This window comes from Shewanella loihica PV-4 (assembly GCF_000016065.1).
Lineage (GTDB): Bacteria > Pseudomonadota > Gammaproteobacteria > Enterobacterales > Shewanellaceae > Shewanella > Shewanella loihica.
In genome coordinates this window covers 3,330,118-3,354,822 of the sequence record NC_009092.1, presented here as the reverse complement: position 1 = coordinate 3,354,822, position 24,705 = coordinate 3,330,118, and the positions used below count along the sequence as shown (strand labels likewise).

Genomic DNA, 24,705 nt, shown 5'->3' with positions numbered 1-24,705 from the left:
TTATGCCCTTTTTTGTTTTTCGGGGGGTAACCTTGGCAACTTTAGAAAGTAAGCTGGAACAGATGCTTATCGCACCAGTTGAAGCATTGGGCCATAGTCTGTGGGGATTGGAATATGTACAGGCAGGCAAGCATTCAGTGCTGCGTGTATATATAGATAATGAAAACGGCATCTTTATCGATGATTGTGCCGATGTCAGTCGCCAGATCAGTGCCGTGCTCGATGTCGAGGACCCGATTTCGACCGAATATACACTAGAAGTTTCCTCACCGGGTGTCGATAGACCATTATTTACTGCAGAGCAGTATGCGCGATACCTAGGTGAAACCGTAAAGGTACAACTGACTATGCCTGTCGCTGGTAGTCGTAATTTAAAAGGGACCGTCGCGGGCGTTGAGGGGCAGATGCTGACCCTTACCGTAGATGGCAACGAACTGATTATTGCCTTGGATAACATCCGCAAGGGCAACTTAATCGCTAAGTTTTGATGGATTCGAGCTGAACGAGGCAAGAGAATGAACAAAGAGATTCTGCTAGTCGCTGAGGCGGTTTCAAATGAGAAGGCCGTGCCACGCGAAAAGATTTTTGAAGCGTTGGAGATTGCGTTAGCGACGGCTACCAAGAAAAAATATGAAGGCGATATCGAAGTTCGTGTCGCTATCGATCGTAAGACAGGCGAGTACGAAACCTTCCGTCGTTGGATGGTGGTTGAGGATGAAGGTCAGGCGCTGGAAAATCCTTTCCGCGAGATCACCCTTGAAGCGGCCCGTTACGAAAACCCAGAGATTCAAGTGGGCGAGTATATCGAAGATGAGATCGAGTCAGTCGTCTTCGACCGTATCACTACTCAAACCGCTAAGCAGGTAATCGTACAGAAGGTACGTGAAGCCGAGCGCGCTCAGATCGTCGACCAGTTCCTGGAAAAAGAAGGCGAGCTGATCACGGGTGTGGTGAAGAAGAGCAACCGCGAGAGCGTCGTTGTGGATCTGGGTAACAACGCCGACGCCGTGCTGTTCAAAGAAGATCTTATCTCACGTGAGAGCTTCCGTCCTGGTGACCGCGTTCGTGCGCTGCTCTACGCCGTACGTCCAGAGGCGCGTGGTGCACAGCTGTTCCTGACCCGTACCAAGCCAGACATGCTGATCGAGCTGTTTCGCGTAGAAGTACCGGAAATTGCCGACGAGATGATTGAGATCATGGGCGCCGCTCGTGACCCAGGTTCTCGCGCTAAGATTGCGGTCAAGTCTAATGACCGTCGCATCGATCCTATCGGTGCTTGTGTGGGCATGCGCGGCGCGCGTGTTCAGGCCGTGTCTAATGAGTTAGGCGGTGAGCGCGTTGATATTGTGCTTTGGGATGATAACCCAGCGCAATTTGTGATCAATGCGATGGCGCCGGCCGATGTGGCTTCTATCATAGTCGACGAAGATAACCATTCTATGGATATCGCCGTTGAAGCAGACTCATTGGCGCAAGCTATTGGCCGTAACGGTCAAAACGTACGTTTGGCGACTCAGTTATCGGGCTGGGAACTAAACGTGATGACAGTGGAAGATATGCAGGCTAAGCATCAGGCGGAAAGCGCCAAGATCGTTAACCTGTTCGTCTCTGCACTGGATGTCGATGAAGATTTTGCTCAAGTACTGGCAGATGAAGGTTTCACCTCACTTGAAGAAGTTGCCTACGTACCTGAGTCAGAGTTGCTTGAAATCGACGGCTTCGACGAGGAGATCGTTGAGGCACTCAGAGAACGCGCTAAGGCTGCGATCTCTACACGGGCTTTGGCATCCGAGGAAGCACTTGACGGTGCTGAGCCAAGCGAAGATTTACTTGCCCTAGAAGGTTTAGAGCGTCACTTGGCGTATGTGTTGGCAAGTAAAGGCGTGATTACGCTTGAAGATTTAGCCGAACAAGGCATTGATGATTTGATCGAGATTGAAGAATTAACAGAAGAAAAGGCTGGTGAGCTCATCATGGCGGCCCGCAACATCTGTTGGTTTGGCGAAGAAGCTTAAGTCGATCAACAGAGGGGAGTTTACAGATGGCAGATACCACAGTAGCAAAACTGGCCGAAGAAGTAGGGAAGAGTGCTGATCGCTTAGTTGAGCAGTTTTCTGAGGCCGGTATTAAGAAGAGTAAGACCGACACAGTTTCAGAAGATGAAAAGCAGAAGTTGCTTGAGTTTTTGAAGAAGCAACATGGTGGCGATTCAGCGCCAACCAAGATGACACTGCAGCGCAAGTCTATCTCGACACTGAGCGTGTCGGGTAGCGGCGGCCAGTCGAAAGATATCAAGGTAGAAGTGCGTAAGAAGCGTACCTTCGTCAAGCGTGATGTAGCGGCTGAAGCCGAGGCAGAAGCTAAGGCTAAGGCAGAAGCCGAAGCTAAGGCAGCTGCCGAAGCAGAAGCTAAGGCCAAGGCAGACGCGGAAGCCAAGGCGAAAGCTGAGGCGGAAGCCGCAGCAAAAGCTAAGGCTAAGGCCGAGGCAGAAGCTAAGGCGAAGAAGGCTGCAGAAGGTAAGCCTGCTGCTGAAGAAACTGCAGAAGAGAAAGCCGCCAAGGTGGAAGAAGCTCGCCTGCTAGCGGCTAAAGAAGCTGCCGCTAAGGCTAAGGCGGATGAAGAAGCTAAGGCTGCAGCCGAAGAAGCACGTCGTCTTGCCGAAGAGAACGAGAAGCGTTGGGCAGAAGAAGAGCGTCTGCGTAAAGAATCTGAAAACAGCGCCGATCACCATGTGACCACATCGACTGAAGCGCGCGCCGCCGAAGATTCGGCGGACAGAGATGCCGAGCGACGTGGTCGCCGTGCGCGTAAGCCTGCCGGTGGCAAGAAAGAGCCTATCGGCAAGAAGCGTGGCGGTAAAGAAGCCCGTGGTGGTCGTAACAACCGTAATCAGCGCAATGCGCCAGAGTCGATGGACCATGGCTTTAACAAGCCTGCTGCGGCCGTTACCCGTGACGTGACTATCGGCGAAACCGTAACGGTTGCCGAGCTGGCACAGAAGATGGCGGTTAAGGCGACCGAGATCATCAAGCAGATGATGAAGATGGGCTCTATGGTTACCATCAACCAGGTACTGGATCAGGAAACTGCGCAGCTGGTTGCCGAGGAGATGGGCCACAAGGTGGTTCTGACTCGTGAAAACGAGCTTGAGCATCAAGTACTCGCCGACCGTGACGGCAACGTTAAGGTTGAGCCTCGTGCGCCAGTTGTGACCATCATGGGTCACGTTGACCATGGTAAGACATCGCTACTCGACTATATTCGTCGCGCTAAGGTGGCTTCTGGTGAGGCGGGTGGTATTACCCAGCACATCGGTGCATACCATGTTGAAACCGACAATGGCATGATCACCTTCCTGGATACCCCAGGTCACGCCGCGTTTACCGCGATGCGTGCACGTGGTGCCAAGGCGACCGATATCGTGGTGCTGGTAGTAGCCGCCGATGATGGCGTGATGCCACAGACCATCGAAGCGATTCAGCACGCTAAGGCGGGCGGTGTACCGCTTATCGTTGCGGTGAACAAGATTGATAAGCCAGAAGCGGATCCTGATCGCGTTAAGTCTGAACTGTCTCAACATGGCGTGATGTCAGAAGATTGGGGCGGAAACAACATGTTCGTTCACGTGTCTGCTAAGTCTGGTGAAGGTATCGACGAGCTGCTGGAAGGCATCTTGCTTGAAGCCGAAGTACTTGAACTGAAAGCAGTACGCGAAGGCATGGCAGCTGGCGTTGTGGTTGAGTCTAAGCTAGACAAGGGCCGCGGTCCTGTAGCGACTATCCTGGTACAAGAAGGTACCCTGAAGCAGGGCGATATCGTTCTTTGTGGCCTGGAGTACGGTAAAGTCCGTGCGATGAAGGATGAGAACGGTAAGTCGATCACCGAAGCCGGTCCATCGATTCCAGTTGAGATCTTAGGTCTTTCTGGTGTGCCATCTGCCGGTGATGAAGCGACAGTTGTTCGTGACGAGCGTAAGGCTCGTGAAGTGGCTCTTTACCGTCAAGGTAAGTTCCGTGACGTCAAACTGGCCCGTCAGCAGAAGTCTAAGCTTGAGAACATGTTCGCTAACATGACCGAAGGCGAAGTCCAAGAGCTGAACATAGTGCTTAAGGCCGACGTACAAGGCTCGCTGGAAGCGATTTCTGACTCGCTCAACAAGCTGTCTACCGATGAGGTGAAGGTTAACATCATCGCCAGCGGTGTAGGTGGATTGACCGAGACCGATGCGACCCTGGCGGCTGCGTCAAACGCTATCATGGTTGGTTTCAACGTTCGTGCCGATGCACAGGCGCGTAAGACGATTGAAAGCGAGAGCGTTGACCTGCGTTACTACAGCGTTATCTATCATCTGATCGATGAAGTTAAGGCGGCGATGGGCGGCATGTTGGCACCTGAGTTCAAGCAAGAGATCATCGGTCTTGCCGAAGTGCGTGACGTGTTCAAGTCGCCTAAGATTGGTGCTATCGCAGGTTGTATGGTTACCGAAGGTACCATCAAGCGTAGCGCGCCAATCCGTGTACTACGTGACAACGTAGTGATCTTCGAAGGTGAGCTAGAATCACTGCGTCGCTTCAAGGATGACGTTAACGAAGTTCGTAACGGTATGGAGTGTGGTATCGGCGTGAAGAACTATAATGACGTCAAAGTTGGCGATCAGATTGAGGTCTTCGAAACGGTCGAAATCGCTCGAACCTTATAAGTAGCAGGGGGCGGCGTAAGCCGCCCTTTTTGTTCAGGCATGACCCAGCGTCAAGACGCGACCCAAATAGCAGCGGTTGCAGCTTTACCGAGCCGGTCACCTGTTTTTGAGATGGCAAAATATTATGGCAAGAGAATTTAGTCGTACTCGTCGCATCGCTCAGCAGCTGCAACAGGAGCTGGCTCAGGTGCTGCAACGGGACATCAAAGATCCGCGTATCGGTATGGTGACGGTTAACGACGTCGATGTATCTCGCGATCTGAACTACGCCAAGGTCTATGTCACCTTCTTCGAGGAAGACAAGGCGGTTGTAGAAGAAAAGCTGGCGGCGCTGGAAGCGGCCGCGGGTTATGTTCGCTCTCTGGTGGCGGGTCGTATGAAGCTTAGGGTCATGCCCGAAATCCGCTTCATCTACGATGCCTCGCTGATCGAGGGGATGCGCATGTCTAACCTGGTGAGTCAGGTGATCACCAAGGATAAGGCTAAGGCGGCTGAACACGGTCGTGAAGACGAAGAGCTGGACGACACCGAGCAGGACGATAAATAATGGCGCGTAAACCTAGAGGTCGCTTGGTCGACGGCATAGTGCTGCTGGACAAAGACACGGGAATGAGCTCCAACTTCGCCTTACAGAGAGTAAAGCGAATCTACAACGCCGCCAAGGCGGGTCATACCGGCGCGTTGGATCCTCTAGCGACCGGCATGCTACCGATCTGCCTGGGGGAGGCCACCAAATTTTCGCAGCATCTGCTCGATGCCGATAAACGTTATCTGGTGACCGCCAAGCTAGGTGTGCGCACAGACACCAGCGACTCAGACGGTGAGGTGGTGCAGACGCGCCCGATTAACTTCACCGAGCAGCAGCTCGAAGAGGCGCTGGAGCATTTTCGTGGTGAGACCATGCAGGTGCCCTCTATGTACTCGGCGCTCAAGTATCAGGGCCAGCCCCTGTACAAGTACGCCAGAGAAGGCAAAGAGGTGCCGCGCGAGGCGCGTCCTATCAAGGTCTTCGAGCTTAACTTTATTAAGCTTGAGGGTGACGAGCTGACCCTGGACATCCACTGCTCCAAGGGGACCTATATCCGCACCATTACCGATGATCTCGGTGAGATGCTGGGCTGTGGTGCTCATGTCATCATGCTGCGCCGCACAGGCGTTGCCGGTTATCCTTACGATAAGATGGTGACGCTGGAGCAGCTCGAGGCATTGCTTGCCAAGGCGCAGGAAGAGGAGCGTCCACCTAAGGAACTGCTGGATCCTTTGTTGCTGCCCATGGATACTGCGGTGAGCGGCCTCAAAGAGATTAATGTCTCTGACGAGCTGGCCCACTATCTGATGAACGGTAACCCGGTTCAGGTGGCTAATTTGCCCATCGATGAGTTGGTGCGTATCACCCTAGGTGAAGCGAAACAGTTTGTCGGTATCGGCCAGATGAACGACGATGGCTTGCTGGCGCCTAAGCGCCTGGTGGTATTGCACGACGAGCAGGCTTGAGGCTTGCTTAATGGCGCTAAAATCGGTACTATAGCGCGCTCTCTTTGGCTGAGTTAGTGATCGGCTGAAGTTTCTATCTATTTTTGGAGAAAAAAATGTCACTAAGTAAAGAAGTAAAAGCACAAATCCTGGCTGATTTCGGTCGTGGTGAAAATGACACTGGTTCTACTGAAGTTCAGGTTGCTCTGCTAACTGCACAGATCAACCACCTACAAGGTCACTTCAAAGAGCACATCCATGATCATCACTCACGTCGTGGTTTGCTTCGCATGGTTAACTCTCGTCGTAAGCTTCTAGCTTACCTGAAGCGCACTGAAAACGAGCGCTATCAAGAGCTTATCAAGAAGTTAGGTCTACGTCGCTAATCTATCGATTAGTGCTGTAGTGAAAAAAGGAGGCTAAGCCTCCTTTTTTTATGCCTGATTTTCGGAAATGGCTTTAGCTAATCGCTGTGGTGACATTAAAGCGACGATTAAATCTGACTGATACTAGCGTTGTTGGGGGCGATATAGCGGTTCTCGAATTCGCTGATATCCAGCGGCTGGCTGTAGTAGAAGCCCTGTCCTATCTCACAATCCATCTGTTTTAGCCAGTTGAGCTGCTGCTCATTCTCAATCCCTTCGGCCACGATATGCAGGTTGAGCTGCTTGCCGAGCATCAAGATGGTGGAGGCGATGGCGCTCTCGTTTGGCAGATCTGTCACGAAGCAGCGATCGATCTTCATGGTGGTGATCGGCAGATGACGCAGGTAGGAAAGTGAGGAGTAGCCGGTACCGAAGTCATCGACCGCGATACCAAATCCTGCGCCCTTGAGCTGCTCCAGTTTATGGATGGCGAGCTCGATATCATTCATCAGTGAGGTCTCGGTGATCTCCACCTCTAGAAGACTGGGGTCTATCTGGTACCTCAGTGCCAGCTGTTTGATGTCCGGCACCAGGCTGGCGTCGGCAAACTGCTGCGACGCGACGTTAACCGCGATGGGAATGGCGTAGTTGTAGCGCTTACGCCAATGTTTCAGGGTGCGGCAGGCCTCTTCGATGACCCAGCGTCCCAGTGGGATGATGATACCCGTCTCTTCGGCCACAGGGATGAAAGACATGGGGCTGATGAGGCGGCCATCTTTCTTCCAGCGAATCAGCGCCTCACAGGCGATCACCTTGCCGGTCTTGATATTAAACTTGGGCTGAAAATGCAGTAGGAACTCGTTGTTCTTCAGGGCGTCATGCAGGGAGGCTTCGGTTCTCAGGCGCACCGCGGCCCGTTCTGTCATCTGCTGCTTGAAGAAGGCCCATTGATTAGAGCCCGCCGCCTTGGCGCTGTACATGGCGATATCGGCGTGGCGGATCAGATCTTCGGCGCTCAGGCCATCGTCGGGGTAGATGGAGATCCCCACCGACGCGGCGGGATGTATGGTGTGCTCGTTCAGCTGCAGTGGCACGTTGAGCTGCATAAGTAGCTTGTCGACAAAATCGGCGGCCTGATCCGGCGTTCTGGCATCTTCGGCCAGGATGACAAACTCATCACCGCCGAGACGCGCCACCGTGCCGCGATCGCCGACTACCCGCTCCAGCACTCTGGCGATACGGGCCAGGAACTGATCTCCCAGGGCATGGCCCAGAGAGTCGTTGACGTTCTTGAAACGGTCGAGGTCGATAAACAGCATGGTAAATTGATGCTTGTGCACCCTGGCGCGTTGAATCGATACCGCTATGGTCTCCAGCAGCAGGGTGCGGTTAGGCAGTCCGGTGAGGGGATCCCGGGTCGCCATACGGCGAAGCTTGCTCTGGGTCTGGCCAAACTGAATTAAGATTTGATTAAATTTTGATGTCACCAGGCCCAGTTCGTCATCCTGGTGGGCGGTTGATGTGGGCAGCAGGTTTTCGTCCGGCAGCTCAGGGTCAATCTTATCAATCGCCTCACTGATCTGCGCGATCGGCTTGGTGAGGAAGCGGTGGAAGATGATGGACAGTGCCATGGTGACCAAGAGCGCCCGGGCCAGGGTGGCCAGGAAGCTAAAGCGTAACTGAGAGAAGAGGGAGTCGGTCAGCTCCTGGGTGTTATAGAAGATGGTCAGGGTGCCGATGATCTGCTGCTTCTCCGTGCCTTCGAAGAAAGAGGGGCGGTAGAGGGTGCGGCTTATCTGTTTCAGGTCGCCAAACAGCTTTTCACTGAGCTTGCGCACCAGCGGGTTGTCGGTGAAGGGGTTGTTCATGGAGACAAACATGCTGCCATCGTCGAGCTCGATCACCGCCTCGCCCACATGCTCGACCTTAAGTACCCCTTCGAGGGTCTGAGTCGCCAGATTGTCATCCAGTGCCCAGACGGCGTTGGCGGCTGGTTGTTCGATGGAGTCCAGCAGCTCTTCCTGGGCTACCATGAGTTGTTGACGGGCCGACACGCCGACTAGGGCGACTTCGACGATAAAGATGGCAACGGCAAAAAATAACGCTGAAAACACGACCAGTGTCGTCTGTTTCCATGTTAAGGATTTAAACCGAGCGCTCATTTGCCACCCCTTGTTCCTAGTGACCAATCACATTCTATTTTCAGAAAAAGCAGCGATAGACAGAAATTTATCTTTATCTAACCACTTTAGAGAAAAGATTCAGCTTTGTCATCTACATGTGCTCTTTATCTATTGATTAGACTTGCAGTATACTTAGCCGCGAAATTAAGGTTATTAAATTAAGGAAAGGTTCACGTGAATCCAATCGTAAAGAGTTTTGAATATGGTCAGCACACAGTCACGCTAGAGACTGGGGTTATTGCACGTCAAGCAGACGCAGCTGTTTTGGCAAGTATGGGCGATACAACAGTATTGGTTACTGTTGTTGGCAAGAAAGCTGAAGAGCCAGGTCGTGACTTTTTCCCGTTAACCGTTAATTACCAGGAAAAAACTTACGCTGCGGGTAAAATCCCTGGTGGATTCTTCAAGCGTGAAGGTCGTCCATCTGAAGGCGAGACCCTCACTGCACGTCTGATTGACCGTCCTATTCGTCCTCTATTCCCTAATGGTTTTAAGAACGAAGTTCAGGTGATCATCACTGTGGTTTCTGTTGATCCAGAAATCAGCCCAGAAGTGATCTCTATGATCGGTACTTCTGCGGCACTGTCTATCTCAGGCATTCCATTCAACGGTCCACTGGGTTCTGCTCGTGTGGGTTATGTCGATGGCGAGTACATCCTCAACCCAACGGTTTCACAGCTAGAAAACAGCCAGCTGGAACTGTCTGTTGCCGGTACTGAAAATGCAGTACTTATGGTTGAGTCTGAAGCCGATGCGCTGCCAGAAGAAGTGATGCTTGGCGCCGTGGTTTACGGTCATGAGCAACAGCAAGTTGTTATCCAGGCGATCAAAGAGCTAAAGGCCGAAGTTAACAAGCCAATGTGGGACTGGACAGCTCCAGTACAAAATGAAGAGCTGGTTGCTAAGGTTAAAGATTTGGCCGAAGCGGGTCTAACCGAAGCGTACCAGATTGTGGTTAAGCAAGATCGTTATGCTCAGGTTGATGTCGTTAAAACGGCGGCTAAAGAAGCATTGCTGGCTGAAAACCCAGATGCCGATGCACGCGAAATTGACGGCCTGCTTGGCAGCCTAGAGAAGAAAGTGGTTCGTAGCCGCATCATCGCGGGCAACCCACGTATCGACGGTCGTGAGCCTGACATGGTTCGTGCTCTGAGCGTGATGGCGGGCGTACTGCCACGTACTCACGGTAGTGCTCTGTTCACTCGTGGTGAAACTCAGGCACTGGTGACTTGTACCTTAGGTACTGAGCGTGACGCACAGAAGATCGACAGCATCATGGGCGAGCAAACCAGTCGCTTCATGTTGCACTACAACTTCCCTCCATACTCAGTGGGTGAAACCGGTATGGTTGGCTCGCCTAAGCGTCGTGAAATCGGTCACGGTAAGCTGGCATGGCGTGGTATCCACGCGGTAATGCCAACGGCTGAAGAGTTCCCATACAGCATCCGCGTAGTATCTGAGATCACCGAATCTAACGGTTCAAGCTCAATGGCGTCTGTGTGTGGTACTTCACTGGCGCTGATGGATGCCGGTGTGCCAATCAAGACTTCAGTTGCTGGTATCGCCATGGGTCTGGTTAAAGAAGGCGACGATTTCGTTGTACTTTCTGACATTCTGGGCGACGAAGACCACTTGGGTGACATGGACTTCAAAGTGGCTGGTACCCGTGACGGTGTTACCGCGCTGCAGATGGATATCAAGATCGAAGGTATCACCAAAGAGATCATGCAGATCGCTCTGCAACAAGCCTACGGTGCTCGCGTACACATCCTGAATGTGATGGACCAGGCTATCTCTGGCCACCGCGCCGAGATCTCAGATCACGCGCCGCGTATCACCACACTGAAGATCAACCCTGAGAAGATCCGTGACGTGATCGGTAAAGGCGGTGCGACTATCCGTGCGCTGACCGAAGAGACTGGCACCACTATCGAGCTGGAAGATGACGGTACCGTTAAGATCGCTTCTGCCAACGGCGATGCGACCAAAGAAGCTATCCGTCGTATCCAGGAGATCACTGCCGAAGTTGAAGTGGGCACTGTCTACAACGGTAAGGTTGTTCGTATCGTTGACTTCGGTGCCTTCGTGACTATCCTGCCGGGTAAAGACGGTCTGGTACACATCTCGCAAATCGCCGAGGAGCGTGTTGCCAACGTTTCTGACTACCTGGAAGTGGGTCAGGAAGTGAAGGTTAAGGTGATGGAAGTCGATCGCCAAGGCCGCGTACGTCTGTCGATGAAAGAAGCTCAGCCGAAAGAAGAAGCGGCAAGCGAATAATCGATAGCGAAAGCGAGTGAAATTTGAAAGGAGACCATTAGGTCTCCTTTTTTATTGGTTTTTTCTCATAGAAGATAGCCGTCACTATTTGGTATTGCTATGATTGAGGCTATTGCAGCGCTGAAAAGGTTAAATGGATGACTCATAAATTACGCTCGGTCTCGTTAGCGGTGATGACCAGCCTAAGTTTGTTACTGACAGGATGTGTATCGACTCAACCGGCGGCGACGGCGGAGCAGGGCAAGTTGATGGTTGCCCCGGTTATGCCCGATTATAAGCTCGAGGTGACCCTCGCCAGATTAAACGATATCTTGGCCTCGGCCGAGTTGACCCCAGAGCAGCGTGCGCGCTTTCATTATGACCGCGGGGTGATCTACGACAGCGTCGGGCTACGCATCCTGAGTCGCATCGATTTTCATCAGTCGCTGAAGCTGCAACCTAATCTTGCCGATGCCTATAACTTTATCGGCATCTACTACACCCAGGAAGGAGAATTCGAGAGCGCCTACGAGGCCTTCGACGCCGTGCTAGAGCTGTCACCCGATTATGACTATGCCTACCTCAATCGCGGTATCGCTCTCTATTATGGACAGCGCGATGAGCTGGCCGTGGCCGACATGCAGTCTTTCTATCAGGCCAATGAGCAAGATGGCTATCGCGCGCTTTGGCTCTATATTACCGAGTCGAAACTCGATGGCGAGCAGGCGATGCAGCATCTCGCCGCCAATAGAGCCAAGCTGGATGACTCTCAATGGTCGACTACGTTAGTGGACTTCTATTTGGGTAAGGAGAGCCGCGAGCAGGTGTTTGAGGTGGCCAAGCAGGGGCTGAGCCATCCCAACGAGTATGCCGAGCGCCTGTGCGAAGCCTACTTTTATATCGCCAAGATCGCCGAGAAGCAGGGCAATTACAGTGACGCCGCGAACTACTTCCGCCTGGCCTTGGCGACCAACATCTATGATTTTGTCGAGCACAGGTATGCCAGGGTCGAACTGGCGAAGATAAACGAGCTGATTGCTCAGCCCTAGTGTCTGGTTTAGGTTAGCCAAGCCGAACGATTCAGCAACTCAGCAAGCTATCACTATATAAGGCTCGCCATTTTCGGCGGGCCTTTTTACTTAGGTTAGCTGCCCGCCTCAGTTCCGCCGCGCTAAACTAGCCATAGGTCAAGCTTGGCGCTATAATTGCCCGCTTTTAACACTCCATCAAATTCGCAGGTAATCATGTCAGGCTATACAGTTGAAGTCGACAAGCGTCGTACTTTCGCCATCATCTCGCACCCGGATGCGGGTAAAACCACCATCACCGAGAAGGTCTTGTTGTTCGGACAGGCGTTGCAGAAGGCGGGCACGGTAAAGGGTAAGAAGTCGGGACAGCATGCCAAGTCTGACTGGATGGAGATGGAAAAGGATCGTGGTATCTCGATTACCACCTCTGTAATGCAATTCCCTTACCGCGAGGCCTTGGTGAACCTGCTGGATACTCCAGGTCACGAAGACTTCTCGGAAGATACCTATCGTACGCTGACCGCAGTTGATTCTTGCCTCATGGTGATCGACTCGGCAAAGGGTGTTGAGCAACGCACCATCAAGTTGATGGAAGTCACCCGTCTGCGTGATACGCCGATTGTGACCTTCATGAACAAACTTGACCGCGATATTCGTGATCCTATCGAGTTGATGGACGAGGTGGAAAACATACTGAACATCGCCTGTGCGCCAATTACCTGGCCTATCGGCGCCGGTAAAGAGTTCAAAGGCGTGTACCACCTGCTGCGTGATGAGGTGATCCTCTATCAGAACGGCATGGGTCATACCATCCAGGACTCTCGCGTCATCAAGGGCTTGGATAATCCTGAGCTGGATGAGGCGATCGGCAGCTATGCACAAGACCTGCGCGATGAGATGGAGCTGGTGCTGGGTGCTTCTCATGAATTTGACCTTGAGGCCTTCCTCAAGGGCGAGCTAACGCCGGTATTCTTCGGTACCGCGCTGGGTAACTTCGGTGTCGACCATATTCTCGATGGTATCGTCGAGTGGGCGCCGCGTCCTCAGCCGCGCGAGTCGGATCAGCGTAACGTCGAGCCCGACGAGTCTAAGTTCAGTGGCTTCGTGTTTAAGATCCAGGCAAACATGGATCCCAAGCATAGGGACCGCGTCGCCTTTATGCGTGTATGTTCAGGCCGCTATGAGCAAGGCATGAAGATGCATCACGTGCGTATCGGTAAAGATGTGAACGTCAGCGATGCGCTTACCTTTATGGCGGGCGATCGTAACCGCGCCGAGGCAGCCTATCCTGGTGACATCATAGGTCTGCATAACCATGGCACCATTCGCATCGGCGATACCTTCACCCAAGGCGAGAAGCTTCGTTTTACCGGTGTGCCTAACTTCGCACCTGAGATGTTCCGTCGTATCAGGCTGAAAGATCCGCTCAAGCAGAAGCAACTGCTCAAGGGACTGGTTCAGCTTTCGGAAGAAGGTGCGGTGCAGGTGTTCCGTCCGCTTGATTCTAACGACCTGATTGTAGGCGCCGTGGGTGTGCTGCAGTTTGAAGTGGTTGTGCAGCGTCTTAAGAGCGAATACAAGGTTGAGGCTATCTACGAGGCGATCAGCGTGGCGACGGCGCGCTGGGTCTACAGCAAAGATGCCAAGAAGCTGGAGGAGTTTAAGCGCAAGTGCAGCAACAACCTGGCACTCGATGGTGGCGATAACCTTACCTATGTTGCGCCGACCATGGTGAACCTGAATCTGTCGATGGAGCGTTATCCCGACATCGAGTTCGCCAAGACCCGAGAAAACTAATCAAATGAAAAAGCAGCCTAGGCTGCTTTTTTTATGCACATTTTTTGAGCCCTTCAGTATAGTAATACCAATCGTAGTAAATAACTGATCATTCTAGCTTGTTAAAACGTCCGATAACGGCGTTATTATTTTTGATTGTAGAATAACTACTCATCAAAAAATTCTGCTTTGTTCTCGAACGTTTTTCCTTCGCTATTTCTGATCACTCACTTACCGTGATTGGTATAAAGGTGAGCCATAGAAGTGAGGAGTTAAGATGATAGTCAAATGGTGGCGAGCCTACATCGCCTGGTGTGATCGTATGGGCCTCACGCCCGAGAATCAACGTTGCTGCGCGCCCAAGCTGAGCGATCCCCATTTAGATAAACCAAAGCTAGATAAACCAAAGCTAGGTAAACCAGAGTTAGATAAACCAGAGCTGAAGGACTCAAATTTAAGCTCAAGCTTCCAAGAGGTGCGAGAGCCTCAGCAAGCCCTTCAAGAATCTAAAGAATCTCAAGTGTCTCAAAACCTTAAGGCCAAAGCCGATGATGTCAGCCGCCGATAAGAGAGGCGGTGACGTCGGCGATAATCGCCTAACCGTTATCGACAGTCATGTGCATCTGGATTTTGGCGAATTTGATGCTGAGCGTGAGCTGCTTGTCGAGAGACTCAAGGCCAGTGGCCTTAAAGATGCGGTGATCCCAGGCGTCAGTGCCAGTCAATGGCCTAAGCTGCAGGCGGTCGCTAGCCGCTACGGATTTCACTACAGTCTCGGGGTGCATCCCTGGTATTGCACGGCAGATTGGCGGCAAGATATTGAAAACTTGTCTAAACTGCTTGATGAGCGAGGCGGTGATCCTAAGCTGGTAGCCATCGGCGAATGTGGATTAGATGCCTTACATAAAGCTTCCTGGGAGGCTCAGCTTCCCTGTTTCGAGGCGCAACTGCAGTTGGCACAGCAACACGACTTGCCGGTGATTTTGCATAGCGTCAAGGCCCACAACGAGGTGCTGGCGTTACTCAAGCGCTACCCACTAACAAGAGGAGGTGTGATACATGGCTTTTATGGCTCGATGCAGCTGGCTCAGCGATATGTGGATGCGGGGTATTACCTAGGTATTGGGCATCTGTTGCTGGAGGAAAAAGCGAAAAAATTGCAAGAAACCCTTGTCAAGTTACCGTTAGAACATCTGGTGATCGAGACTGATTTAGCCCTGGTTTCCCAGGTGAAAAAGTCGGACTTAGCCGATAAAACCGGCGGATCCAGCTTAATTTTGCATTTGCTAATTGAGAAAATCGCTAAATTGCAAAAAAAATCTAACGTTCTGGTATCAGAACAAGTGTTCCTAAATACACTGCAACTCTTTGACCTCTAGTTTATTTTTGAAAAAACAGATGTTAATCGCACCAAGTTTTTTTTGTAACACCTTGAAATAAAACTTCAAAAACTTGATCAAAACGACGATTTTAACCATTCGGTCGGGTATAATCTGACAGTGAAAAAGGTTGGTTAACAACATAATTAAAAAGTATTAACAATAGGGTGATGGTTAATGGATATTTTAATGAGTTTAGTAGGGGTGGTCGTCCTACTCGCGATAGGTTTTTTGCTTTCTAACAACAAAAAAGCTATCAACATGCGTACCGTATTTGGTGCACTTGCGATTCAGGCATTCTTTGCAGGTTTCGTACTGTACGTACCTATCGGTAAAGACATTCTAAAAAGTGTTTCAGATGGCGTATCTAGCGTTATCGGTTACGCACAAAACGGTATCGGCTTCCTGTTCGGCGATCTGGCTAACTTCAAAGTGGGCTTCATCTTCGCTATCAACGTACTGCCTGTTATCGTCTTCTTCTCATCGCTGATCGCGGTACTTTACTACCTGGGCATCATGCAGTGGATCATCCGTATCATCGGTGGTGGTCTGCAGAAAGCTCTGGGTACTAGCCGTACTGAGTCTATGTCAGCGACTGCTAACATCTTCGTTGGTCAAACTGAAGCGCCACTGGTTGTTCGTCCATTCATCGCGACTATGACTCAATCTGAGCTGTTCGCTATCATGGTGGGTGGTCTAGCCTCTATCGCTGGTTCAGTATTGGCTGGTTACGCGCAGATGGGTGTGCCTATCGAGTACCTAGTTGCTGCATCATTCATGGCTGCACCTGGTGGTCTATTGATGGCTAAGCTAATGCATCCTGAAACAGAGAAAACTGTTAACGAAATGGATGAGCTGCCAGAAGATCCAGACAAGCCAGCTAACGTACTTGACGCTGCTGCTGCCGGTGCTTCATCTGGTATGCACCTAGCTCTGAACGTTGGTGCTATGCTGCTAGCCTTCGTTGGTCTGATTGCGATGATCAACGGTATTATCGGTGGCGTAACTGGTCTGTTCGGTGCGGAAGGTATCACCCTAGAGCTGATCCTTGGTTACATCTTCATGCCACTTGCATTCCTAATCGGTGTGCCTTGGAACGAAGCGCTTATCGCAGGTTCTTTCATCGGTCAGAAGATCGTTGTTAACGAATTCGTTGCTTACCTGAACTTTGCTCCATACCTGAAAGACGTTGCTGACGGTGGTCTGCTAGTTGAAGCGACTAACGCTGTAATGACTGACAGAACTAAGGCAATCATTTCATTCGCTCTGTGTGGTTTCGCGAACCTGTCTTCTATCGCGATTCTACTGGGTGGTCTAGGTGCAATGGCTCCTACCCGTCGTCACGACCTAGCTAAGCTTGGTATCCGTGCGGTGATAGCTGGCTCTCTGGCTAACCTAATGAGTGCAACGCTAGCGGGTCTGTTCCTAGCGTTATAAGTCTCAGGAAATTCCTTGGGGGGATGCCCCTGAACGACGACTCTGCCCAGCAGGGCAGAGTCAGCGTTAACTCAACCATTTTTCAACATATTAGTAACAAGATGGCTATTTATCACTGCTGTTGATGCTTAGTCATGGGTAGATAAACTTCGATCTGGCCGGCGGTAAAACGCCAATATCAGTGATAAATCAGAAGTTTGTTTTAGTGTTAGAATATTGTGTTCGCATTTTTACATTAATTATATTGTGATTTAATACAATTTGAGTAAAATGCGGCGCCAACAAAGAAAGAAACGCTGACTCGTAAAGAGCAGTAAAACCATAAAATAATGGGGTTGATGATGAAAAACGTTAAAACTTTAGCTTTAGCCGCTACCGCAGTAGCAGCAATGTCTAGCAGTGCTTTTGCAGCAGATCGTTCAGATCTATACGCTACCGACTACAAGTGGATGCAGTTCAACGCTATGTACTCTGTAGACGAGCTACCAAGTTCGGGTGAAAGCGGACACAACTACCTAGAGATGGAATTCGGCGGCCGTAAAGGTATCGTTGATCTATACGGTTATGTTGACGTGTTCAACCTAGGCAACGAAAAAGCTGGCGACAAGGCACAAGGTTCTGGCGCTAGCAAAATGTTCATGAAGTTTAACCCACGCTTCTCTCTAGATGCGATCACTGGTAAAGACCTGTCTTTCGGTCCTGTTCAAGAGCTGTACTTCTCAACTCTGTTCAACTGGGGTGGCGGAGCTATCGGTGAAGACGTAAACGCTACTTTCTGGGGTATCGGTGCTGACGTAAACGTGCCTTGGTTAGGCAAAACCGGCATGAACCTATACGCTCACTACGACCTGAACAAGAAAGAGTGGAACGGTTACCAGTTCTCTGCTAACTGGTTCAAGCCTTTCTACTTCTTCGAAAACAAGAGCTTCCTATCTTTCCAAGGTTATGTTGATTGGCAGTTCGGTGGTGACGAAGATATGGGTAACGAGTTCGTTCCTATGTCTGACAACGGTGGTGCAGCCTTCTTCGGTCTGTACTGGCACTCTGACAAGTATGCACTTGGCTATGGTCTGAAAGGCTACAAAGACGTTTACCTGCTGAAAGATGGCGCTGGTATCGTTGGCCTAGAAACCACTGGTTGGGGTCACTACTTCACCGCAACTTACAAGTTCTAAATTCAGAATTTTGTAGGTTTGGGAGCCGCCTGAAGGCGGCTCCTCATCTCTCTCTTAGGTTTGTCATGATTGTTTAACCTAAGTGAGTAATCTTTATCTAAGCATGGACTATATTAATAGAGCTTGTTTACATAAAGGTTAGTAGTTTTACGCGCTAAAAAGGATTTTTCGCGGAAAGGCTGGAACACTACTCTACAAAGTATAATTACTTAGTTCCCCCTTCCCGGTCTTCAAGGATTCAAGTCGTGACCCTTGTGTCAGGATCGCCACTGGTTTCACCAGGGCATTGAATACCTGAATTAGTAAACTTGTTATGTCGTACCGATAAAACAAATTTACGGCAACGCCTGAAGGCCCGGCCATAAATATAATCAGAAGATGCCAACTCTAGGTGCTGCCATACGTCGATTTCTTGTTTCTGAATTTATAATTTACGTTTCGGAGAGCTAATATGAGTGATTTAAAAAAAGCAGCACAGAAAGCCATTGAGCTGATGGATCTTACCACCCTGAACGATGACGATACCGATCAGAAAGTGATTGAGTTATGTCATAAGGCTAAGACACCTGCAGGCAACACAGCTGCAATCTGTATCTATCCTCGTTTTATTCCTATTGCTCGTAAGACCCTGAATGAAATGGGTTGTGAAGAGATCAAAATCGCTACAGTCACCAACTTCCCCCATGGTAACGATGATATCGCGATCGCCGTGCTAGAGACGCGTGCCGCCGTTGCCTATGGTGCAGATGAAGTTGACGTAGTATTCCCATACCGTGCCCTGATGGAAGGCAACGAAACTGTAGGCTATGAGCTGGTTAAAGCTTGTAAAGAAGCCTGTGGTGACGACGTACTGCTGAAGGTGATCATCGAGTCTGGCGTACTGCAAGATCCAGCGCTTATCCGCAAGGCCTCTGAGCTGTCTATCGACGCCGGCGCCGATTTTATCAAGACCTCTACCGGTAAAGTGGAAGTAAACGCTACCTTAGAAGCCGCCGAGATCATGATGACAGTAATCGCCGAGAAGAACCCTAAAGTTGGTTTCAAACCAGCCGGTGGTGTGCGTGATGCCGCGGCCGCAGAAGAGTTCTTAGGTGTCGCTGAGCGTCTGCTAGGCAAAGGCTGGGCTACTCCACGTACCTTCCGTTTTGGTGCGTCTAGCCTGCTAAACAACCTGCTACACACCCTGGAATTGGCCGAAGCGCCTAAGGGTCCTCAAGGTTACTAAGCGACGCGGTTAGCTTTATTAGTTAAGTGTGATCTAAATCTATTTGATAACGCCAAAACTTGTATATATTGTTCGTAATTAAATTACGGTTTTGGCGTTAAATAAGAGAATTTGTCACTCAAATACGATTTTTTGTGACAAATTTGGAGGCAGTACCATGTTTCTAGCACAAGAGATTATTCGTAAAAAACGTAATGGCGAAGTGTTGTCTACCCAAGAGATCCAATTTTTCGTTCAGGGGATCACCAACAACACAGTTTCTGAAGGCCAAATCGCTGCACTGGGTATGGCGGTCTATTTCAAAGACATGAACATGGATGAACGTATTGCGCTGACGACAGCCATGCGTGACTCTGGCACCGTCCTTAACTGGAAAAACCTCGGCCTCGACGGCCCTATCATCGACAAGCACAGCACTGGTGGTGTGGGCGATGTGATCAGCCTGATGCTTGGCCCCATGGCTGCCGCCTGTGGCGGATATGTGCCCATGATCTCCGGCCGTGGCCTGGGTCATACTGGCGGAACCCTGGATAAGTTCGATGCGATTCCAGGTTACCAGACTGAGCCAGACAGCGACCTGTTCAGAAAAGTCGTTAAAGAAGCCGGTGTCGCCATCATAGGTCAAACTGGAGACCTGGTCCCCGCCGATAAGCGCTTCTATTCTATTCGCGATAATACCGCAACCGTTGAATCCATCTCTCTCATCACAGCTTCTATTCTTTCTAAGAAACTTGCCGCCGGTCTCGATGCATTAGCCATGGACGTTAAGGTAGGCAGTGGCGCCTTCATGCCAACTTATGAAGCCTCTGAAGAGCTGGCTCGCAGCATTACCGCGGTAGCCAATGGTGCCGGTACTAAGACGACGGCTCTGCTGACCGACATGAACCAAGTATTGGCATCATGTGCCGGTAACGCGGTAGAAGTGAAAGAAGCGGTGGATTTCCTGACCGGTGCATACCGTAATCCACGCTTGTATGAAGTGACTATGGGTCTGTGCGCCGAGATGTTGCAGCTAGGTGGCCTGGCCGCCAGCGAAGCCGATGCCCGTGAGAAACTCAACCGCGTGCTGGATAACGGTAAGGCTGCCGATATCTTCGGCCGCATGATTGCCGGCCTGGGTGGCCCAGCCGACTTTATCGAAAACTATGCTAAGTATCTGCCACAGTCGCAGATCATTCGTCCTGTTTACGCCGACCGTAGCGGTTTCGCGGCCTCTATGGATACCCGTGAGCTAGGCCTTGCGGTAGTAACCCTAGGCGGTGGACGTCGTAAGCCAGGTGATGCCCTAGATTACAGCGTGGGCTTGACCCAAGTCTGTGCGCTGGGCGATGAGATCACCTCAGATAAGCCGATTGCCATGGTACATGCGCAATCTGAAAGCGCCTTCGAAGAAGCGGCGGCAGCCGTGAAGAAAGCGATTCACATTGGCGATGAAGCGCCAGAGAAAACACCAGAGATCTATCGTTACATTCGTCAGTCAGATCTCTAGGAGAGTAAAAGATGAAAAGAACTGTCATTATGATGCTCGACTCTTTCGGAGTCGGTGCGGCAAAAGATGCTGAAGCCTTTGGGGACACAGGTTCAAACACCTTTGGTCATATTGCTAAGGCATGTGCCGAAGGCAAGGCCAACGATGGTCGTGAAGGCCCGCTTAAGCTACCTAACCTGGCCAAGCTTGGCCTGGCACTGGCCGCTAAAGAGAGCACAGGCAGCTTTGCTGAAGGCTTCGGTGACGATGTCGAAGTGATTGGTGCCTACGGTCATGCCGATGAGCTGAGCTCGGGTAAAGATACCCCGAGCGGTCACTGGGAGATGGCGGGTGTTCCCGTTCTGTATGAGTGGGGCTATTTTAGCGACCTGAAAGACTCTTTCCCTAAAGAGTTGACCGACAAGATCCTTGAGCGCGCCGGTCTATCAGGCTTCCTGGGTAACTGCCACGCCTCAGGCACGGCGATCCTCGAAGAGTTAGGCGAAGAGCATATGACCTCTGGTCTACCTATCTTCTATACCTCGGCGGACTCTGTGTTCCAGATCGCCTGTCACGAAGAGACATTTGGTCTGGAAAACCTCTACACCTTGTGTCAAATAGCCCGTGAAGAGCTTGAGCCTTACAATATCGGCCGTGTTATCGCCCGTCCATTCGTTGGCACAGGCCCAAGCGATTTCGCCCGTACCGGTAACCGTAAAGATTACGCGGTCGAGCCACCATCAAAGACGGTTCTCGATAAGCTGAAAGAGGCCGGTGGTGAGGTGGTTAGCGTGGGTAAGATTGCCGATATCTATGCGCACTGCGGTATCACCAAGAAGGTGAAGGCCACAGGTTTGGAAGCTTTGTTCGATGCGACCCTGGAGCAGGTGAAGCAAGCGGGTGACCGTACTATCGTGTTCACTAACTTCGTCGATTTTGACTCTCATTACGGCCACCGCCGTGACATCGCCGGTTATGCCCGCGCGCTGGAGTACTTCGACAGCCGTCTGCCAGAGATGTTGGCACTGCTGGGTGAAGAGGATCTACTGCTGCTGACCGCAGACCATGGTTGTGACCCAACCTGGCAGGGTACAGACCACACCCGTGAGCGCGTGCCAGTACTTGCCTATGGCGCGGGTCTAGCACCCGGTTCACTGGGTCGTCGTAACAGTTTCGCTGATATCGGCCAGAGCATTGCGAGCTACTTCGGTCTAGAGCCTATGGAATATGGCGAGTCATTCGTCGCCTAGGCAATAAGGATGACTTAAGGTCATCCTGCTACAATATTATGATTTGGTGGCTTAAGTTGGGCCACCGCTACTAGAAAAAGACTTAAGTCTAAAAATAGGGGTTATATAGATGGCTACACCACACATTAATGCAGTCGACGGTGCATTCGCTGATACAGTGTTATTCCCAGGCGACCCGCTACGTGCTAAATACATTGCTGAAACTTTCCTTGAGAACGTTGAGCAAGTCACCGACGTACGTAACATGCTAGGTTTCACAGGTACTTACAAAGGCGTTCGTATTTCTGTTATGGGTTCTGGCATGGGTATCCCTTCTTGCTCTATCTATGCGACTGAGCTGATCAAAGACTACGGCGTGAAAAACCTGATCCGCGTGGGTACTTGTGGTGCGATCAGCACAGACGTTAAAGTACGCGACGTGATCATCGGTATGGGTGCTTGTACCGATTCTCAAGTTAACCGTCTACGCTTCAAGGGCCAAGACTTCGCCGCTATCTGTGACTACAGCCTGCTGAGCGCAGTGGTTAAGGCAGCCGAAGAGAAAGGTACTAAGTACCGCGTTGGTAACGTATTCTCTGCAGACCTGTTCTACACGCCTGATCCAGAAATGTTCGACGTGATGGAAAAGATGGACGTGCTAGGCGTTGAGATGGAAGCCGCTGGTCTATATGGCGTTGCTAAAGAGTTTGGTGCTAAGGCGCTATGTGTGGTGACAGTATCTGACCATATCCGTACCGGTGAAAAGACCTCTTCTGACGAGCGTCAAACCACCTTCAACGAGATGATCGAAATGACACTGGAAGCGGCTATTACTCTGTAATTATCACGCGAGTGTTTAATAAAAACGGGCCAATTGGCCCGTTTTTTTATGTCTGTTTCAAGGTTTCTCTGACCAGGGTATTACTGTGATCAAGGCTTCCCTCTGATCAAGGTTTTTGTCTGACTAGGGCTTTCCTCTGACTTAGCCTTTCATCTGACTAAGAGTTTCCTCTGTTTAAACCTGGCTTAAGCTGAGCGTGAGTCTTATCTGTATCCTTCACCGGGTGACGCCTTCTTAATTGCCTTGTTTCTTATCACCGCCTGCATCTGGGGCCGAGTCGTCGCTTTCCTGCGCGTCATCCGCTCCCAGGGTGGCGGCGATTTTCTTACCGATTTTGCTCTTGGTCTTGCGGCGCTCGAAGTCGGCTCGTTTAAAGGAGAGGGCGCGGGAGAGCAACATGCCGATGAGGCCTGCGATGATCAACATCATCTGCTGCTGTTCCATGTTGAGCTGGTGCGCCTCCTTGATCTCATTGAAGAAGCGCTGCGGCACCAGACGCACCTCTATGTAACCCAGGTTCTTATCATCCTGCAGCACCGCCTCTACATAGGGCGGATAAGGCGCCAGCAGAGCCTTTAGCTCTTCCGACTCAGGTTCCAGCTGCTCGTCGGTGACGCTCTGGGCGAATGCCAGGCGTTGCCCCTTCTCGCTGAAGATGGTAGCCGACATCACCTTAGGATCCAGCACCAGGGCGCTGGTGAGCCATTGTAGCTGCTCATCGTTTTGCAGCTGCAGCGCCGGGGCGGCGCCATAGGCGGTCTGCTGCACTAATAATCGTGCCATCTTTTGGGTTTGGGACTTTAGAAGCTGCTGACCTTGTAGTAGGCTAGTTTCCCATAATTGGAACAGGCCCACCATGAGGGCGACCGCCACAGCAATCTGCAGTAGTCGCGTCAGCCTCTGGGTCTTTTTGAGTCCTTTAAGAAAAAACACTTTGTACCTGAAGATGATAAGGGTTTTATTAATCATAATGGATTATCCTCTAACCCGATACCCGGAGACGCACGACTAATGGCATATCAGCAACAAAATCCTCTGTTTTCATGGCTCTATGATGAGGTTAGCGCGAGTCTTACCCTGGATGGCTGTCAGCTTACACGCCACGAGGAAGCGAGCGCCCCCAACGCTGATTTACGCCTGCGTCTGGTCTATCAGGGCACTCAGTGTCAGGCGATTATCGCCGAGCAGCTGTTGTCCTCAGCGACGTCTGTGAGCATCGCCCTTATCACCCGCCAAAACGATCTTACCTGTATCGAGCTCTGCCTCGACAAGCAGGTGGGGCAGAAGCTGGCCGACGCCCTAGCGGCGAGGGACGATATTGAGCTCTTGTATATTGGTGACCAGCAGCCGAGGCTAGATAGGCCTGGTCTACTCGTGATGGACATGGACTCGACGGCGATTCAGATCGAGTGCATCGACGAGCTGGCGGCCATGGCCGGGGTTGGCGAGGCGGTGGCCGAGGTTACCGAGCGCGCCATGCAGGGCGAGCTGGATTTCGAGCAGAGCCTGCGTGAGCGGGTGGCCAAGCTGGCGGGGGCCGATGCCGGCATCATAGATACCCTGTGTGCCCAGCTGCCGCTAATGCCGGGGCTGGAGGCCATGGTGGCCGAGTTGCAGGATTATGGCTGGCGCTTGGTGTTGGCCTCTGGCGGCTTTACGCCGTTCGTTGGGCACCTCAAGCAGCAGTTAAACCTCGATGCCGCCTATGCCAACGAGCTGGTGATAGTCGAGGGTAAACTCAAGGGTGAGGTGATAGGCACTGTGGTCGATGCCCAGTTTAAGGCCGATACCGTGCTGCGCAGCGCCGAGAGCTGGCAGATCCCAATGGGTCAACGTCTGGCTATAGGCGATGGCGCCAACGATATTCCCATGGTGCAGGCGGCGGATTTTGGCATCGCCTATCATGCCAAGCCTAAGCTAAAGGCGGCAGCCGATGCGGCGATCGCCAAGTTGGATCTAAGAGTACTGCCCTACATGTTGGTGAACCTGGCTTAGGCGGGATACTCGGGTAGGTCTAACACAGCATCAAAAGGCTCGCCTAGTGCGGGCCTTATTTTATCTCGACTATAATGGCTAATTTTTTCCTGATTGAATCTAAAGCTCGCGTTTAAAATCATCCTTTTATCTTTGATCTTTAAGTCATAATTTTTAAACACTTGTTTAAGACGGAT

The 24,705-nt window shown here is 51.3% G+C and carries 20 protein-coding genes; 18 read left to right on the top strand and 2 right to left on the bottom strand.

Annotation, left to right across the window (positions count from 1 at the left end; all coding sequences use genetic code 11):
- The first annotated feature begins 32 nt into the window (after window positions 1-32).
- The 6 genes from rimP (at window position 33) to rpsO (ending at window position 6,558) form a co-directional block, all read left to right on the top strand.
- Window positions 33-488: a ribosome maturation factor RimP gene (gene rimP / locus SHEW_RS14600; protein WP_041407366.1), complete on the top strand. Its 456-nt coding sequence runs from the start codon at window positions 33-35 to the stop codon at window positions 486-488.
- A gap of 27 nt (window positions 489-515) precedes the next feature.
- Complete coding sequence (gene nusA / locus SHEW_RS14595; RefSeq protein ID WP_011866625.1) at window positions 516-2,015, top strand: transcription termination factor NusA; 1,500 nt, start codon at window positions 516-518, stop codon at window positions 2,013-2,015.
- Between the two features lie 26 nt (window positions 2,016-2,041).
- Window positions 2,042-4,699: a translation initiation factor IF-2 gene (infB, locus tag SHEW_RS14590; RefSeq protein ID WP_011866624.1), complete on the top strand. Its 2,658-nt coding sequence runs from the start codon at window positions 2,042-2,044 to the stop codon at window positions 4,697-4,699.
- Window positions 4,700-4,823: 124 nt separating this feature from the next.
- A complete protein-coding gene (rbfA, locus tag SHEW_RS14585) occupies window positions 4,824-5,246 on the top strand; it encodes a 30S ribosome-binding factor RbfA (protein ID WP_011866623.1) in 423 nt (140 codons plus the stop codon).
- Window positions 5,246-6,193, top strand: coding sequence for a tRNA pseudouridine(55) synthase TruB (truB, locus tag SHEW_RS14580; protein ID WP_011866622.1), 948 nt, complete (start codon window positions 5,246-5,248; stop codon window positions 6,191-6,193). Before rbfA ends, truB begins: the two co-directional genes overlap by 1 nt.
- A 95-nt stretch (window positions 6,194-6,288) precedes the next feature.
- On the top strand, window positions 6,289-6,558 hold the full coding sequence (gene rpsO / locus SHEW_RS14575; protein WP_011866621.1) for a 30S ribosomal protein S15: 270 nt from the start codon (window positions 6,289-6,291) through the stop codon (window positions 6,556-6,558).
- A gap of 107 nt (window positions 6,559-6,665) precedes the next feature.
- On the opposite strand, the gene SHEW_RS14570 is transcribed toward rpsO, so the two are convergent.
- A complete protein-coding gene (locus tag SHEW_RS14570) occupies window positions 6,666-8,699 on the bottom strand; it encodes a putative bifunctional diguanylate cyclase/phosphodiesterase (protein ID WP_011866620.1) in 2,034 nt (677 codons plus the stop codon).
- A gap of 195 nt (window positions 8,700-8,894) precedes the next feature.
- Here SHEW_RS14570 and pnp point away from each other — a divergent pair, with 195 nt between their 5' ends.
- From pnp to deoD, 11 genes are all read left to right on the top strand, one after another.
- Window positions 8,895-10,997 (top strand): polyribonucleotide nucleotidyltransferase, encoded by a 2,103-nt coding sequence (pnp, locus tag SHEW_RS14565; RefSeq protein ID WP_011866619.1) that lies wholly within the window; start codon window positions 8,895-8,897, stop codon window positions 10,995-10,997.
- A gap of 137 nt (window positions 10,998-11,134) precedes the next feature.
- Window positions 11,135-12,025 (top strand): lipoprotein NlpI, encoded by an 891-nt coding sequence (gene nlpI / locus SHEW_RS14560; protein ID WP_011866618.1) that lies wholly within the window; start codon window positions 11,135-11,137, stop codon window positions 12,023-12,025.
- A gap of 195 nt (window positions 12,026-12,220) precedes the next feature.
- Window positions 12,221-13,801: a peptide chain release factor 3 gene (gene prfC, locus SHEW_RS14555; RefSeq protein WP_011866617.1), complete on the top strand. Its 1,581-nt coding sequence runs from the start codon at window positions 12,221-12,223 to the stop codon at window positions 13,799-13,801.
- 256 nt (window positions 13,802-14,057) lie between these two features.
- A complete protein-coding gene (locus SHEW_RS20735; RefSeq protein ID WP_011866616.1) occupies window positions 14,058-14,348 on the top strand; it encodes a DUF5363 family protein in 291 nt (96 codons plus the stop codon).
- Entirely contained in the window at window positions 14,329-15,159 is an 831-nt protein-coding gene (locus SHEW_RS14545) for a TatD family hydrolase (protein ID WP_011866615.1), read from the top strand. The genes SHEW_RS20735 and SHEW_RS14545 overlap by 20 nt, the downstream gene beginning before the upstream one ends.
- Before the next feature lie 177 nt (window positions 15,160-15,336).
- The gene (locus tag SHEW_RS14540) at window positions 15,337-16,596 is read left to right on the top strand and encodes a NupC/NupG family nucleoside CNT transporter (protein WP_011866614.1); all 1,260 of its coding nucleotides are present in this window, start codon (window positions 15,337-15,339) and stop codon (window positions 16,594-16,596) included.
- A 341-nt stretch (window positions 16,597-16,937) separates the two neighbouring features.
- Entirely contained in the window at window positions 16,938-17,771 is an 834-nt protein-coding gene (locus tag SHEW_RS14535) for a nucleoside-specific channel-forming Tsx family protein (protein WP_011866613.1), read from the top strand.
- Between the two features lie 451 nt (window positions 17,772-18,222).
- The gene (gene deoC, locus SHEW_RS14530; RefSeq protein ID WP_011866612.1) at window positions 18,223-18,996 is read left to right on the top strand and encodes a deoxyribose-phosphate aldolase; all 774 of its coding nucleotides are present in this window, start codon (window positions 18,223-18,225) and stop codon (window positions 18,994-18,996) included.
- Window positions 18,997-19,153: 157 nt separating this feature from the next.
- A complete protein-coding gene (gene deoA / locus SHEW_RS14525; RefSeq protein WP_011866611.1) occupies window positions 19,154-20,485 on the top strand; it encodes a thymidine phosphorylase in 1,332 nt (443 codons plus the stop codon).
- Window positions 20,486-20,496: 11 nt separating this feature from the next.
- The gene (locus SHEW_RS14520) at window positions 20,497-21,714 is read left to right on the top strand and encodes a phosphopentomutase (protein WP_011866610.1); all 1,218 of its coding nucleotides are present in this window, start codon (window positions 20,497-20,499) and stop codon (window positions 21,712-21,714) included.
- A 109-nt stretch (window positions 21,715-21,823) separates the two neighbouring features.
- On the top strand, window positions 21,824-22,534 hold the full coding sequence (gene deoD, locus SHEW_RS14515; RefSeq protein ID WP_011866609.1) for a purine-nucleoside phosphorylase: 711 nt from the start codon (window positions 21,824-21,826) through the stop codon (window positions 22,532-22,534).
- Window positions 22,535-22,768: 234 nt separating this feature from the next.
- On the opposite strand, the gene SHEW_RS14510 is transcribed toward deoD, so the two are convergent.
- On the bottom strand, window positions 22,769-23,392 hold the full coding sequence (locus SHEW_RS14510; protein WP_398351639.1) for an AhpA/YtjB family protein: 624 nt from the start codon (window positions 23,390-23,392) through the stop codon (window positions 22,769-22,771).
- A gap of 153 nt (window positions 23,393-23,545) precedes the next feature.
- On the opposite strand from SHEW_RS14510, the gene serB reads away from it, so the two are divergent.
- Window positions 23,546-24,529 (top strand): phosphoserine phosphatase SerB, encoded by a 984-nt coding sequence (gene serB, locus SHEW_RS14505; protein WP_011866607.1) that lies wholly within the window; start codon window positions 23,546-23,548, stop codon window positions 24,527-24,529.
- Window positions 24,530-24,705 lie beyond the last annotated feature (176 nt).

Coding starts and splice junctions, on each gene's coding strand:
- deoC (WP_011866612.1), top strand. CDS start 18,223: ATGAGTGATTTAAAAAAAGCAGCACAGAAAGCCATTGAGCTGATGGAT.
- rpsO (WP_011866621.1), top strand. CDS start 6,289: ATGTCACTAAGTAAAGAAGTAAAAGCACAAATCCTGGCTGATTTCGGT.
- rbfA (WP_011866623.1), top strand. CDS start 4,824: ATGGCAAGAGAATTTAGTCGTACTCGTCGCATCGCTCAGCAGCTGCAA.
- SHEW_RS14570 (WP_011866620.1), bottom strand. CDS start 8,699: ATGAGCGCTCGGTTTAAATCCTTAACATGGAAACAGACGACACTGGTC.
- SHEW_RS14510 (WP_398351639.1), bottom strand. CDS start 23,392: ATGGTGGGCCTGTTCCAATTATGGGAAACTAGCCTACTACAAGGTCAG.
- serB (WP_011866607.1), top strand. CDS start 23,546: ATGGCATATCAGCAACAAAATCCTCTGTTTTCATGGCTCTATGATGAG.
- SHEW_RS14520 (WP_011866610.1), top strand. CDS start 20,497: ATGAAAAGAACTGTCATTATGATGCTCGACTCTTTCGGAGTCGGTGCG.
- SHEW_RS14545 (WP_011866615.1), top strand. CDS start 14,329: ATGATGTCAGCCGCCGATAAGAGAGGCGGTGACGTCGGCGATAATCGC.
- truB (WP_011866622.1), top strand. CDS start 5,246: ATGGCGCGTAAACCTAGAGGTCGCTTGGTCGACGGCATAGTGCTGCTG.
- nlpI (WP_011866618.1), top strand. CDS start 11,135: ATGACTCATAAATTACGCTCGGTCTCGTTAGCGGTGATGACCAGCCTA.
- nusA (WP_011866625.1), top strand. CDS start 516: ATGAACAAAGAGATTCTGCTAGTCGCTGAGGCGGTTTCAAATGAGAAG.
- SHEW_RS20735 (WP_011866616.1), top strand. CDS start 14,058: ATGATAGTCAAATGGTGGCGAGCCTACATCGCCTGGTGTGATCGTATG.
- SHEW_RS14535 (WP_011866613.1), top strand. CDS start 16,938: ATGAAAAACGTTAAAACTTTAGCTTTAGCCGCTACCGCAGTAGCAGCA.
- prfC (WP_011866617.1), top strand. CDS start 12,221: ATGTCAGGCTATACAGTTGAAGTCGACAAGCGTCGTACTTTCGCCATC.
- deoA (WP_011866611.1), top strand. CDS start 19,154: ATGTTTCTAGCACAAGAGATTATTCGTAAAAAACGTAATGGCGAAGTG.
- deoD (WP_011866609.1), top strand. CDS start 21,824: ATGGCTACACCACACATTAATGCAGTCGACGGTGCATTCGCTGATACA.
- infB (WP_011866624.1), top strand. CDS start 2,042: ATGGCAGATACCACAGTAGCAAAACTGGCCGAAGAAGTAGGGAAGAGT.
- SHEW_RS14540 (WP_011866614.1), top strand. CDS start 15,337: ATGGATATTTTAATGAGTTTAGTAGGGGTGGTCGTCCTACTCGCGATA.